Origin of the sequence: Flavobacterium sp. T12S277, from assembly GCF_048514875.1 — a bacterium.
Classification (GTDB): domain Bacteria; phylum Bacteroidota; class Bacteroidia; order Flavobacteriales; family Flavobacteriaceae; genus Flavobacterium.
Window position 1 is genome coordinate 45990 of record NZ_JBLYEG010000019.1, and the last position, 15003, is coordinate 60992.

The 15003-nt window shown below is 39.0% G+C and carries 9 protein-coding genes and 1 riboswitch; of the genes, 5 read left to right on the forward strand and 4 right to left on the reverse strand.

Annotated features, from left to right (window positions below; translation table 11 throughout):
- Window positions 1–29: 29 nt before the first annotated feature.
- Entirely contained in the window at window positions 30–1175 is a 1146-nt protein-coding gene (locus ACN1CN_RS20715; RefSeq protein ID WP_291287034.1) for a YncE family protein, read from the reverse strand.
- Window positions 1172–3220 (reverse strand): TonB-dependent receptor, encoded by a 2049-nt coding sequence (locus ACN1CN_RS20720; protein WP_419137315.1) that lies wholly within the window; start codon window positions 3218–3220, stop codon window positions 1172–1174. Before ACN1CN_RS20720 ends, ACN1CN_RS20715 begins: the two co-directional genes overlap by 4 nt.
- 114 nt (window positions 3221–3334) lie before the next feature.
- A riboswitch (cobalamin riboswitch) is annotated at window positions 3335–3538 on the reverse strand.
- A 472-nt stretch (window positions 3539–4010) separates the two neighbouring features.
- Between ACN1CN_RS20720 and ACN1CN_RS20725 the strand changes: the two genes are divergently transcribed.
- Complete coding sequence (locus tag ACN1CN_RS20725; protein ID WP_264524836.1) at window positions 4011–4994, forward strand: beta-ketoacyl-ACP synthase III; 984 nt, start codon at window positions 4011–4013, stop codon at window positions 4992–4994.
- Window positions 4995–5205: 211 nt separating this feature from the next.
- On the opposite strand, the gene ACN1CN_RS20730 is transcribed toward ACN1CN_RS20725, so the two are convergent.
- Both ACN1CN_RS20730 and ACN1CN_RS20735 read right to left on the reverse strand, forming a co-directional pair.
- On the reverse strand, window positions 5206–6573 hold the full coding sequence (locus ACN1CN_RS20730; protein ID WP_419137317.1) for an amidohydrolase: 1368 nt from the start codon (window positions 6571–6573) through the stop codon (window positions 5206–5208).
- 96 nt (window positions 6574–6669) lie between these two features.
- Window positions 6670–7542, reverse strand: a complete 873-nt coding sequence (locus tag ACN1CN_RS20735) for a helix-turn-helix domain-containing protein (RefSeq protein WP_264524838.1) — start codon at window positions 7540–7542, stop codon at window positions 6670–6672.
- Window positions 7543–8186: 644 nt separating this feature from the next.
- On the opposite strand from ACN1CN_RS20735, the gene ACN1CN_RS20740 reads away from it, so the two are divergent.
- From ACN1CN_RS20740 to ACN1CN_RS20755, 4 genes are all read left to right on the forward strand, one after another.
- A complete protein-coding gene (locus tag ACN1CN_RS20740; RefSeq protein WP_419137319.1) occupies window positions 8187–9389 on the forward strand; it encodes a glycoside hydrolase family 88 protein in 1203 nt (400 codons plus the stop codon).
- A 270-nt stretch (window positions 9390–9659) separates the two neighbouring features.
- The gene (locus ACN1CN_RS20745; protein WP_419137321.1) at window positions 9660–12443 is read left to right on the forward strand and encodes a polysaccharide lyase family 8 super-sandwich domain-containing protein; all 2784 of its coding nucleotides are present in this window, start codon (window positions 9660–9662) and stop codon (window positions 12441–12443) included.
- 46 nt (window positions 12444–12489) lie between these two features.
- Window positions 12490–14472 carry a heparin-sulfate lyase HepC gene (gene hepC / locus ACN1CN_RS20750; RefSeq protein WP_419137323.1) on the forward strand — a complete coding sequence of 661 codons (1983 nt, stop codon included), beginning with the start codon at window positions 12490–12492 and terminating at the stop codon, window positions 14470–14472.
- Window positions 14473–14750: 278 nt separating this feature from the next.
- Entirely contained in the window at window positions 14751–14948 is a 198-nt protein-coding gene (locus tag ACN1CN_RS20755) for a hypothetical protein (RefSeq protein ID WP_419137325.1), read from the forward strand.
- The last annotated feature ends 55 nt before the right edge of the window (window positions 14949–15003 follow it).

The following is a 15003-nucleotide window of genomic DNA, read 5'->3' on the forward strand; positions in this document are numbered from 1 at the left end:
GCAATGTGTCACATTTCACATCCCACCTCTCACTTTTTAGTTATAAAAGCAATATGAGCAGGAATATTTCCGGCAGTTGTTTTCCATTTTAATTTTCCTTCGGGAGTAAAACAGTAGATATAACCTGTTACGACATAGTTTTGGGCATCGGTAACATATATTTCTTTTGTTTCGGGATTCACCTGTAAACCATAAGGAATCATGATCTGCTTGTCGGTACCATCCGTTATAATTTTATCGTTAATGACTTTTTTGGTCTTTGTATCTAATATTCCGTAAGAAACTTTATTGCTATTGGTGAGATAACTCCACGAAACACTATAGAAATAAAGCAAATCATCGACGAGACAGGTTGCCGAAACCGGAATATTAAGCTGCATTTTCTTCTCGTCTGTTTTCGTATCGATCACAAAAAGATTGGAAGGTGTGTTGTAATAATCGCCTCGCGAACTCACATAAATATCTCCTCTACTGTCTACCTGCATGCTATGGAGATTGATTCCCACATCTATTTTTTTTATTTCGGTAAAAGTTTCAAGATCGATAACCGACACGGTCCGGTCGTAATTAGGTACTCGATAACCTCCTGAATTTGCCACATACAATTTTCCGTTATGCACTACCATTTGCTCCGGCTGATAGCCCACTGTTACTTTCCGTTTTATTTCTAAGGATGTGGTATCGATTTCGGCTACAAATCCAATTTCGGCATTCGGATCAATGGCAACGGGGCCTGAATAGGAACTTACATAGGCTTTGTTTTTGTAAAAAGTGACATACCGACAATTCGGAATGTCTATTTTTTTAATTCTTTTGGCTGTCCATTTGTCAATCACCTCCACTTTATTGGAACAGTTGATTACCGCATACACTTTGTTTCCGTAAATTTTAATATCATTCCCTACGTCACCCAGCTCTTTTACGACTGTTGGGTTGCGTTCTGAGTAAATATCGGTGGTATAATTTCCGGTTCTGTAATTGAATACATCAATACTGGCACGGTTCATTCCCATATTGCCTTCGTTTAAAAGATAAAATCCTTCTATATTGCCATCTCCTCTGGGCGCGGCTACGCTTTTATCTGAAGACGGAAAAACAGTTTCTTCTTCCCTGCAGGAAACCAAAAGAAGGGCTACAAATAAAGTAAGCAGGAATTGGGTAGTTCTCTTTTTCATAACGCAATGCTGATTATAAATTTTAGTGTACGGCCCGGCATCGGATAGTTGTAAATGACTTCGTACTGCTGGTTGAGGGCATTGTTTAATTCAATTGCCCCTTTTACTTCATAGCCCTGAAATGAAAACTTTTTCTGCACGGCTAAATCGTGTGTATACCAGGGCTGTACTTCATTAATCCTGATGTTGTTTACATTTCCATTGTATCGTTTTCCAACGTAAATAAAACTGTAGTTAAAATTCCATGACTTATAATCCGCATTTAAAATTCCGGATCCACTGTGCCACGGAGTATAAGGAATCTGATCTCCATAAGACGACAATTCCAAACCGGCAAACTTGGTATAATCTCTACTCTCTGAATAGGTATAACTCAAATGGGCGCTCAGATTTACTTTGTTGATGTGCATTTTCATATGAACAACCGATTCTATTCCTTTCCCTTTCACTTCCCCGATATTGGTCATCATCCAGCGGAATAAATTTCCGGTTGGGGCTGCGATAATTTTATCTTTGGTATTGGTGTAATAACCATCAACCTGAAGAGAAAACTGGTCTAATAAACCGCTTTCAAACGGTATGTTGTAGGTAAATCCAGCATCATACTGATTCATGTATTCGGGTCTCAAGGTACTGGAACCAACCATCGTATAATACAAATCATTAAAAGTGGGCATTCGAAACATACGTTTTGCAAAAGCTCTCAAATTAAAATCGTAGGCTTTAAAGGGGCTGTAACCTAAAAATAATGCCGGCGTAAACTCTGTTTTGTCGGGAGCTTTTGCATTGTAGCGTACTTCTTCCTGCACGTGCGTACCTACCACACTGCCCAAAACCTTAAAGCCGTCCAGTCGGTACGAACTTGCCAACGCAAACAAAGCAGTGTAACGCTCCGGATAAGAAAACAGCGTTTTGATACCTCTTCTGTTGGCATTTAAACGGTTGTATTGAAAATCCGTCGATAGTGAAACATCCCAGGTGGATAAAATTTTGTACAGGTTGACTGCGGAGAAATAATATTCCTGCTGATAATAACTGTCGTCAGATTGGGCTCCTTCGGTAACCACTTCTCCGAGCACATTAGTGGTATCTCTGGCTATGTAATGGGTGTAATCATAGGCGTATTTTGCCTTGGCCTGAAATTTATATTTTTCGCTAAAATCTTTTATAAAAGTACCCTGCGTAAAAAAATTCTTGTCGTATTGTCGGAAACCATCCGAAAACTTATTTTCTACAATAGCTCCCGGAGCTCCTCTTTCAGAATCGTAATAGTAGACTTTCGCATCCCAGGAACCATTTTTAATTTTACCGTAAAGACCTGACTCAAAACGGAATGCTTCTATATCACTGTTGTGTCTGGTGGCTGAGGTATCATAAGCCACAGTGCCGTCGAGATTGTTTCTTTTGTATCTGAATTTGTATGCGCCATTAGATTTTATGTACTCCGAACTTGCACTCAGACTTACTTTATCGCTTAGTTTTTGTTCCCATCTAAAAGAAAAATCATTATAGTTGATCGACATGGTTTTATAGCGCAGTAATAAGCTGGTCTTTTTATTACGCTCAAAAACAGGACGTTTGGTTCGCAGGTAAATCGTAGAAGCCGCTGCAAAGTCTTTGGCCGACTGGAATATTTCGCTTTTCTGACCATTGTACATCGTAAGCGATTCCATATCATCCAACGAATATTTTCCGAGATCTGTCACTCCGTTTTGCGCATTTCCCAACTGAATCCCATCGTAAAAAACACCTACATGATGGGTTCCCATATTGCGGACATCGACCGTTTTGAGTCCGCCCAAACCACCGTAGTCCTTGATTTGTACTCCAGCAAAATAGCGAAGTGCATCGGCAACATTATGACTGGCTAAATTTTCGAGCAGTGTTCCCGAGAGACTTTGTACGGGAATTACTTCCTGATAGGGTTTTGCCTTTAGCAATACTTCTTTCAAAACGCGCAAACTGTCTTTAGTAGTTTGAGCATGAAGTACAATAGGAGCAAATAATAGAATAAGGAATAAAAGTATTTTTCTGGTATTACACATCACTGATTTAATTAAATAAACTCCGGGATGTAATAATCAAAAACGCAATAAGATAGAGTTCCGTTACAAAATAACGGGCCTGTTTATTGTTGTTCAACTTTATTCCACGAAAGTCTTAAACTATGTGATTATGGCAGGTCTCCTGACTTGTTCTATCTTTAAACAGCCTTCTCATCCCGCAAAGCGAGACAATGGCATGAGTAACGTTTAAAGACTTGTACAGAACTTACAGTAGCGGGTCTGTTCAGGATTTACACCTGATTCCCTTTTAACTGTTTTCTCTTAAAGAAAAAACAGACCAAAATCTGGGCGTAAAGATAGAGTTATCTTTATAAAAACAAGAATTATTTAATGATATTACAGTTTTGACAATAAATGTGACTATCTCTCAATAATTAACTAAAGAAAAGTGTTTCAGGTTTTGTATGATAAGTATTAGAAAAATTACACTCTTTGATATTATTCAAAATTCAATCGTAACAAAAAAAACAATTTTGCGACAAACTGGAAGTTCAGTTTGGTTGTTTTATCATAAACATTGAAGAACTGAGACAAAATTATTCGAAATAGGATTTGATTTTATTAATAATGAAGTGAAACAGAAATATTAAAAGTAAATTAACAAATTCCGAGATTTTTGCATCTTTATAATTGTTAAATTGCGCCCCTGTAATTGAAGATGCCCCTCATACTACATATTCTTCGAAAAACTCTTGTAAAATGGACTGGAGAAAGGTTTTGGGCCGAAAGTCAAAATAAAAAAAACGCTAAAAGAGAAACAAAAAAATCAATGAATACAACAAAAGCTTCCATTATTGCTATTGGAGGATATGTACCGGAAACGGTTTTAAGCAATACTGATTTAGAAAAAAGAATAGATACAACAGATGAGTGGATCACATCAAGAACAGGCATAAAAGAAAGACGCATACTGGACGACCCGGCACTGGCAACCTCAGATATGGCTTCTTTCGCCATTAAAGACTTAGTAGAAAACTATGATATAAATCCTCTGGATGTAGATTGCCTTATACTGGCAACTTCAACACCCGACCATATTCTTACTCCCGCTGCCAGTTTGGTATGCGAAAAAGCAGGCCTGAAAAATGCCTGGGGATTTGACCTTAACGCGGCCTGCAGTGGCTTTTTGTACGCTCTTTCGGTAGGCGCGAGTTTTATTGAAAGCGGCAGATACAAAAATGTTATTGTGGTTGGAGCCGATAAAATGAGTTCGATCGTGAACTATGAAGACCGAAACAGCTGTATTTTATTTGGTGATGGTGCAGGTGCGGTACTATTGCAGCCTAATACGGAAGGACACGGTATACAGCAGAACATTTTCAGAACAGACGGAACAGGTGCTGAATTCCTTTCTGTACGTGCCGGAGGTTCTCTTTTATCAACAACAGAAGAAACCATTCAAAACAAACAACACTTTGTACATCAGGAAGGAAGAACCGTTTTTAAACATGCGGTGAGAAACATGAGTGGTACTTCTAAAGAGCTAATGGAAAAAGCTTCATTGACTCCGGATATGATAGACTGGGTTATTCCACATCAGGCAAACTTAAGAATCATTCAGGCAGTAAGTGAAGAAGTTGGTATTCCTATTGAAAAGTTTAAAGTAAACATTCAAAAATACGGTAACACTACGGCAGCAACTATTCCGCTATGTCTTTGGGATTTCAAAAAAGATTTTAAAAAAGGAGATAACATTGTTATTACAGCTTTTGGAGCAGGATTTTCCTGGGGCAGTATGTACATCAAATGGTAAATACTATACAAAAACATTACACTATATTCTTATGATGCCGTATTACTAATCATAAGATCAAAATCGATTTTAAACAAAAAACAATCAGTACGTACTTCATACTGATTGTTTTTTTTATAGGTATAACTTAAATTAGAAATGCCTCTGACAATTTCTTATTCGGGTACTTTTACTAAATTTTCTGCCAATGGGCAACTTGATTAAAAGCTTTTTAAAGACCCGCAATCTGTCCCGCTATGATTTTACCGTTGAAAAACACACCTTCTCTTTTGGGTAAACGGGCTACTGCTTCGGCCGAACAGCTTGCTTTTACCAAAATAAAATGAGCGTCATCACCGGCTGCCGGCCATACACGTACGCCTGCATCGTTAAGTGGCAACACCTCATTTGTAGTGGCAATATGCAAAGCACGGCTCAAATTGTACTCATCGGTCCAGCCATAAAGCTGTGCGCATAATTTTGCTTTTTCCAGCATGTCACAGGTTCCAAAAGGCATCCAGTGGTCTACAATACTGTCGGTACCCGTCATCAGTTTTACACCGTACTTCTTTAAAGTCGGAATAGGCATGATGGTTTTTCCGATTGGCACTGTCGAAATTACGCCTATACCAAGTGCTCCCATTTTTTCGGCTATTCCTTCTAAATCTTTCGGATCCATTCTGGCCAGCGCAAAACCATGACTGATATAGGTTTTTCCTTGTAGTTGTTTGTTCTCTTCGGTTCTTTTGATGATATATTCGATAGCCGCTTTTCCTGAAGGAGGCGATTCGTGCAAATGTATGTCAATGCCTTTATTATGGTCTATCGCGATCTGGAACATGCTGTCAAGTGATTTCTCCATATTTCCATCAACAGTTGTAGGATCAAGTCCGCCAATAAAATCTACGCCCATTTTTGCGGCTTCTCTCAGTAAGGGTTCGGATTGCGAATATAAAATTCCATGCTGTGGAAAAGCCACAATCTCCCATCCAAAACTGTCTTTATTATTCTCCAAAGCTGCCAATAAATGCTCGAGACTTTTTAATCCGCTCACAGGATCAATATTACACTGACAACGGGCAAAATAGCTCCCCTGACTTTTCATCAACTGAATGGCCTGCTCTGCTTTGTATTGAGAATCAACAAGCAGTTCCGGAATTATTTTTTGCTCCAGCGTAATCATGTCTTTTACCGTGAATCCCTTTCTTGGTGCGGCATTCCATTTTCCACCGTAAAATGTTTTATCAATATGGATGTGCATGTCACGCAATCCCGGAAGCATCAAAAGACCTTTAGCATCTACTTTTTTTAGTTTCCCATCAGGTTTGGCGGTGGTAATATTTTTAATTTTTCCATCCGCTATATGCACATTGTACAAACTGGTTTTGGTCGCAATTACTTCTTTTTTTTCATTGTACTCAAAACCGTCTTCCAGTCTTACATTGGTTAAAATATATTCTTTCGCAGCGGCTGTTATATGTTCCGGTTCTTCTATAGAATGTGCCATTGCGGTACCGCCTATTCCGGAAAACAATGCAGCTCCAGTTGCTGCAGCTCCCATTCTTAAAAATTGTTTTCGATTTATTGTGTTGTCGCTCATTGGTTAATAGTGTGAAATATTCCTGAGAAACCAGCCCTCAAAAAATAATGGTGAACTGCAAAATTCACCTAATTTTTTAAAACTAAAACAGGAAGATTAATGATAAGAATGGTACAGATTATAATTTTCCTTAAAATCGGTTGGTGTTTTCCCTATGTATTTTTTGAAAACTTTGGCAAAATAGCCATTATCATTAAAACCCAACTGATAGGCAATTTCTTTTACCGACAAATCAGTACTGATTAACAATCGTTTGGCTTCAAGAATGGTTCTTTCTTTAATAACATCGCCAGCCGATTTGTTCAGGAATTTTTGGGAAAGAATATTTAGATAATTAGAAGTCACATTCAACTCCCCGGCATAAAAGTTTACCGAGAATTGGGTTGTAAAATGATCTTCAATCAGTGTCTTGAACTTTTTTATAATTTTTTCTGATTTGGCCGCAACATCATGATCCGGAAATTGCAGAACGTAATCCTTTTGCAATACTTTAAACAGCAGATGCAATCTCAGCAGCACTATTTCTTTGGTCAACAAATCATCTTGAAGTAAATCTGATTCGATTTCTTCCAGCTGGCTTTTAATTTTCTGAAAACTGCTTTTGTTTAGAGAAAGGCAGAAGGGCGAACTCTGTCCGAAAAATGGCAGCTGCGATAAATTAGAAAAAACGGTCATGATCGCAGGAGAAATCATCAGCTGAAAACCATTCGTATTTACATCAAGTGACCAATTGTGCACCTGTCCGGCCCCTACAAAATGAATCTGATAATCGGCTACTTTGGTTTGTTTAAAATCAACACTATGAAATCCGGAACCATTCTCTACCATAAAAACAAGATAGAAATCGTGTTTATGAGGCTGTTCAAACTCATTGCGTCCTTTAACACTGTGTCGAAACAGGGTAATACCAAACGTTTGTTCGCCAAGTATATTTAAAACAGACAAAGTTGGAATCGCATTTTTGCTCAAAGGAATTGATCGTGTTGGTTAGCTATTTTCAAAATTATGTAATTAATCAATAAGTAGCCTGTTGGGTGGGATTATTTTTAATACATAAAATTTCTATGTAACTAGAAGATTCTAAACGCACTTTTGTTTTAACACATAGAAACATAGATTACACTTCGCGGAAAAGGCGTGTCACTTAAAATAAGCCACAAAAGGCTAGGTGAAAAAATTATAATTTTCTTAAATCACTCTAACATTGAGTATAAAATCTATGTTTCTATGTGGTTAGAAAATTTTAAACACATTCTTGTTTTAACACATAGAAACATAGCTTGCAACTTCGCAGAAAAGTCGTTTCACTTAAAATAAACCACATGGCATTATCTAAAAAAATATATTTTTGTAAGATCTATCTTAATTTTAGATTTTAAAGTTATGCTTCACGGGCTTAGCAAAATTTAAAGACCACATCCACCACTCCCGGGAAATCAGCTATTGAAAGAACCGGATTCTTCCAAAAACTCTTTTTAATGCTGTAAAAACAGACTGTTTAAACAAATTTAAAAGTTTTATGATAAAAACTGAAAGACGATTTTGAATCTCAAATCTAACTTCGCTTCATCAAAGCATTAGAACGAACAGATCATAAATCTAAAAGAGTACACATGAAAAAAAACCTAAGCTTATTAGTAGCAGTCTTTGCTATTACCATAAACTCATTTGCCAATCTCAAACCCGAAGACCCATCATTAGTTTGGTTAAAAAAAACAACCGAAACTATCCGTTTCCAGTTAAACAAAGCAGCACAGACTTACAAACCGGGGAAAAATCCGCGCTCTGTAAATCCTGACGGAACGGTGAGATTAGCCGGTTTAACAGACTGGACTACCGGTTTTTTTCCGGGAAGTCTGTGGTATGGCTACGAACTCACCGGGGATAAGATTTTGGCAGAAGAGGCCAAAAAGTTTACGCTTGCTTTAGATTCGATTCGAAATATAAAAAACACGCATGATGTAGGTTTCATGCTGTACTGTTCTTATGGAAATGCTTACCGAATTACCGGGGACAAGACTTATCTTCCGGTACTGGCTGACGGAGCAGCAAATCTTTATGCCCGCTTTAGTCCAACCGTAGGTGCCATTCGTTCCTGGGATTTTACCTGGCTGCATTATCCGGTGATTATCGACAATATGATGAACCTTGAATATTTGTATTGGAGTGCCAATTCGTTTGATAAACCGGAATATGCCACCGCAGCCAATACGCACGCTTTGACCACCATAAAAAATCATTTTAGAAAAGATTTCAGTTCGTATCATTTGGTTGATTATGATCCAAAAACGGGTAAAGTATTGCGCAAAGGAACACATCAGGGTGTTACCGACGATTCGGCCTGGGCACGAGGTCAGGCTTGGGGATTGTACGGATACACCATGTGTTATGCCAATACCAAAAACCCGAAGTTTTTACAACAGGCCGAAAGCATTGCCGCTTTTCTTATGAACCATCCGCGTATGCCAAAAGACAAAATACCGGTTTGGGATTTTGATGTACACAACGCAATGGACACTGCTGAACTTGCTCCCAGGGACGCTTCGGCAGCAGCCGTAATCGCTTCAGCCCTGCTTGATTTGAGTACTCAGGTTAAGGATGGAAGAAAATACGCCCAATATGCCGAAGAGATTCTGAAATCCTTATCCTCTGATGCCTACCTCGCGAAACCCGGAGAAAACAATTATTTTTTACTGAAACACAGCGTGGGTGCTTTTTTATACAATTCAGAAATTGACACCCCACTTGATTATGCCGATTACTATTATCTCGAAGCTTTAAAAAGATACGCAGCTCTTAAAAAAATTGAAATCTGAAAGGAACCGTTCATGCAATAAGCTGTTTGCGTAAAAGAAATAAAACAGGAAGTTCTTTTGTTTAGAAATTACAAAAAAAATATTAGCCCAAACTATTAACTGTTTGCAAAAAAAACCACTGACAGTATTTTTTTAAGATAATTCCAAACCCAACAACTTCATTACAAGCCCGCAAAACCTCCGATTCTAACCGTCGGAAGTTTTGCGGGTTAGCTGCTAAGAATACCACACAATAAATTACTAACCACTAATCTATTAATAACCACTCTTATGCACAAAAAATTCCTTTTATCCGTCGGGCTAATAGCCTTAGTTTTTAACTTTTCGTACGCTCAGTTGAGTGTTGTAAACGAGATTGCCGTCAAATATCGAAACTGGCTCACGGGCGAGAATCTCGATTATTCTAAAACACAGGTCAACGAAAGATACAGCCGTTATCTGAGCAATGGCATCGCTGCCAAAAACCTCTCGGCATACGATTTTGCCAATCCCGGACCGGTATGGAATTTTACAGTTGGTGCCGATCAGACTGCATATCAGGTTTTGGTCGAACAAAAGCTCATCCGCTTAGTCTTTTTGTACCAGCTGAAAGGCTCAGTCGCCAGTCCTAATCCCGATTACCACAGCCCTGCATTACGAGATTCTATTTTGGCGCTTTTCAACTATATGAAAGCAAAAGGCATCAGCAGCACTACTGATTTTGCTTATGTTTCCATTCCTGCCACCGAAGAAGTAATTACCAGCGGTCACGGGATATGTTTGCGCTCCTCAGGATATGCTACTGCCGTTTTTTTGATGAAAGACGAACTGGTTGCTGCCGGAGAATTTACCCATCATCTCGGGGCACTTAAGAGCTTAACCGCTTTTATTTCGCCGGATTATCCTAATTTCAATTTCACCAATCCCGGTTACAATTCCGATGTTATTCGTTCATCGATTCAGCAACGATTTTGTTATGTACTGGCTCAGGACGATGCTTCAACTACAAAAGTGACTGATATGGATTTCCTGAAACGATTTATCGACAATGCTCTCAAAATAAGCAACGGCTGGAACGATTGTATTAAACCCGATTTTATTACCTATCATCACAGAGGTGCTTATTCCAACTCGTACGGAGTCGAAGCGCTGCAACAATCTTCGATCATGAATATGATGCTGAAAAACACTTCTTATGAATTAAATCCTGAAGCACAAAGCAATCTCAAAAACGCCATTTTAAATTACAGTAAGTTTAGTAAAGGTTTTGAAATGCCTTTAGGTCTTGCCGGAAGATTTCCCACCAATACTGATGCGATAAACGATTTGAGACCCGCACTTGCTACTTTATATGTAACCGATCCTGTTGCCAATCTGGAAGCGGGAAGAGAATTTGTCAGACTCTGGGCACTCTCTGCAACCGCCAATACCGCTTTACTGAGACAAACAGCCTTATCGATTACATTGGTTTATACACCGGGTGGTGTGATGGACATCATGCAGACTTTAAATGCCGGAATTAGCCCCCTGCCTGAAATAACCGAAGGTCAATTTAATTTCCCCTTTGCCGGATTGAGCGTTCACAAATACAATGGTTATCAGGCGAGTATTAAAGGAACCAGTAAACACATCTGGCATTTTGAGGATTCGGCCACCGAGAATGTCTTTGGAAGATATACCTCTGCAGGCGCTATGGAATTGCTGACAACTGGAGTTCCCGTAACCCGAATTTCAAACGGTTATACCGAAAATGGCTGGGATTGGTCGCATCTTCCCGGAACAACGGTTGCGTATCTTCCGCTAAACATACTTGAAACAGGGAATATGAGAGAGATGAACGGTAAATCATTTCTGGCAGTAGGCTCTTTAGACCATAATGGTGTTTTTGGTATGGATTATAAAGATTACAATTCGGCTACCGGAATGACGGCTTTGAAGTCTAATTTTTTCTTTAAAAATATGATTCTCTGTCTGGGTTCTAATATCAAGGATACCAACGGAACCTACCCTATTCATACCACTCTGTTTCAAACAGCGCTGGCCAATACAACAACAGCGACTTATGTTAACGGTACGGCTACTACAGGCAATACTTTTACCCTTACGCAAACGGGAAGTTTTTGGGCAACAGATGCCATAGGCAATGGCTACGTTGTTCCGGGCAATTCAAGCAATACCGATGCCGTCACCATTAACCGATTGGAGCAAAACTCCCGCAACAACAGCAACACCACCAATACTTCGGGTAATTTTACCACTGCCTTTATCAATCATGGAACTGCCCCGGTTTCAGCCAAATTTCAATACGCGGTTGTACTTCAAGGCGGACAGATCACTACACAGCAACTGGCTGCTAATTTTGCTTCCTATTTTAAAATTTACCATCAAAACAGCCAGGCACACATTGTGCAATACCTTCCGGACGCCTTATTTGGTTATGTTATTTTTACTCCCAATACAGTGTTTGCTTATGATGTGGTAGTAAGTACAGACAAACCAGCAGCTGTGATGACCCAAAAAACAGACAACGGAAACAAATTAAAAGTCAGCCTCACCAATCCAAACTTAGGGCTTTTGGCTTCCAATGAAACGTACACCTGGAGTCAGATTAGCGGTCAGAACAGTATTCTAAACCGAGTAGCACAGACAGATCCTGTAAAGTTAACACTTGCCGGTCAGTGGGAACTGGCCGCACCAGCCACAAATATAACTACCACTATCAACGGCGCTAACACAGTCGTTACTTTTAATACGATTAACGGACTTACGATTCAAACCGAGCTGGTAAAATCATCCTCATTAGGTATCCATGATCCCTCGGAACAAACTTCAAAAGATTTAACCGTAATTGTAGCTCCCAATCCTTCCCGAGCTGATTTTAAAATCAATGTTACAGGGGAGCCCGGACTGCCTATTTTTGTAAATGTGTTCGACACCTTAGGAAAACGTATCAGCTCCCTAAAATCAGACTACGGGCAAACAATTGTTCTGGGAACTGATTGGAGTGCCGGAATTTACTTTGTCGAAATACGTCAGGGCAAACAAAAGAAGACCGTTAAATTAATGAAACAATAAACAATCAACTGAATTTGCAATTTTAAAAAACAAGCACAAAATACTAATGAAAAACCTAAAAAAAACGATACACTTATTGCTGTTATTTACCCTCCCTTATTTTGCTCATACACAGGAAAAACCGCTGACAAAAGAAAGTTTTGAGATAGTCAACCTTCACTATCCGGGCTTAGAAAAAGTAAACCAGCTTTTTACTTCCGGTAAATACGATGAAGCGGCCAGAGCTTTGCTCAATTATTACCGCGAGCGAAAAAACATCAAAAATCCCGATTTTAATGTAGGCGATGAAACTCGATTTAGAGGAAAGGATATCGGAAAAGCCAATCAGTTAAAAGCCGATAATGCTTTGTTGCATCAGTTTCAGCCTCACAAAGGTTACGGCTATTTTTATTACGGAACCGATATTAACTGGGATTACTGGCCGATAAAAGACAATGAAGTGCGCTGGCAGCTGCATCGCGTAACCTGGTGGCAGTCAATGGGAATGGCCTACAGAAGCAGCGGAGAGGAGAAATATGCCAAAGAATGGGTATTCCAGTTTCGCGATTGGGAGAAGAAAAACTATTTAGGACGTTCGAAAGAAAATGACCAATTTGCCTGGCGTCCGTTAGAAGTATCAGAACGCATACAAAGCCTTCCGGGAACCTTCAACCTGTTTGTCGTTTCGCCGAATTTCACACCCGCTTTTTTGATGGAATTCCTAAACAGCTTTACCAAACAGACCGCTTATATTCCTAAAAATTACAGCAAAGAAGGAAACCATTTATTATTTGAAGCACAGCGTGTCCTGGGAGCAGGAGCTTTTTTCCCGGAACTCAAACCGGCCGAAGAATGGCGTAAAAGTGGTATCGAAATACTCAATCGTGAAATAAAACTACAAGTCCTTCCTGACGGTGTCCAATGGGAACTTTCGCCCATTTATCATGTTGCCTGTATCGATATTTTTATGAAAGCTTACAACTCGGCTAAAATGGCGGGAGTGCTAAAAGAATTCCCTGAAAGCTACAGCAAAACAATCGAAAAAATGATCACTGCAACAGCCAATATCTCTTTCCCCGATTACAGTACACCAATGTTTGGCGATTCCTGGATTTTCGATAAAAATGGCAGAATAAAACAATTTCTAAACTGGTCAAAAGTGTTTCCTGAAAACCAACTCCTAAAGTATTTGGGTACAGCTGGTGCTGAAGGACAATTACCCAATTATAAATCACATGCCTTATCAGACGGAGGTTTTTATACTTTCAGAAACGGATGGAACGATAAATCAACGGTTATGATTGTTAAAGCGGGCCCTCCTGCCGAATTTCATGCACAACCCGACAACGGTACGTTTGAACTTTGGGTAAACGGACGCAATTTTACTCCAGATACGGGCTGTTATATTTACAGCGGTGATGCTGAGGTAACCAAAATGAGAAACTGGTACCGCCAAACCAGAGTACACAGCACCCTAACACTCGACAATCAGAACATGGTCATTACCAAAGCCAAAGAAAACAACTGGAGCACCTCTAAAAACTTAGACATACTCACCTATACCAATCCAAGTTATACCGAGTTAAACCACCAGCGCACTGTTCTTTTTATAGATGAGAAGTACTTTTTAATTTTAGATAAAGCAATTGGAAAAGCTACCGGAAATTTGGGAGTTCACTTTCAATTAAAAGAGGACAGTAAACCCGTTTTCAACAAAACAAACAATAGTGTTACCACTACCTACGAAGATGGCAACAATCTTTTGATACAATCCTTAAATACCGATAAAGTAACCCTAAATGAAGAAGACGGAAAAGTTTCCTATCAGTATGCCAAGGAAATCGCACGCCCGGCTTTTGTTTTTGAAAAGCCGAAAAGCACTGCTGCAACACAAAGTTTCATTACCGCAGTTTATCCGTATGATGGTAATAAAGCTCCGGAGATCAGCATTAAGATGAATAAAGCTAATGATTTCGAAAAGGGAATTATTGATCTAAGTTTACAAATTAATGGCAAAAAAAGCGAGGTAAAAACAAATCTGAAAGAATAAGAAAATGTAATTTTTCTTCAAATAATATGTTTTATAAAGGCGTCTAAATTTAGACGCCTTTTTTTGGGAGACCTACTAATTACTGGATAATATGTAACATTCCTACGGAATTCAAACATTGTGTTCCTTTTACATTCAACGGATTAAAATCCGTTGCTACAATATGAACCGTTCCTTCGGAACTATTAAAAAAGAGCCTTTGGCTCGGTCTATTTTATAGGGATGGATTTTAATCCATTTTATAATAATTTCGGCCCCAGCATTTGAATTCCATAGGAATGAAACATATAAAAATTGCCACCCCGATGGGGTTTCAACGTCGGGGAAATACTCTTTTCTATAAATATGAAGCCCCTCCGGGACTTTATATTAATGCACCTCCACTAAATCTAACCAGAAAAAAACAGCTTCATAAGAGCTGTATTAGATTAACCTCGAGCTTAAATACTTTTTTTGACACCATGATTACCGAATAATATGTAACATTCCTACGGAATTCAAATGTTGTATTCATTTTATATTCAACGGATT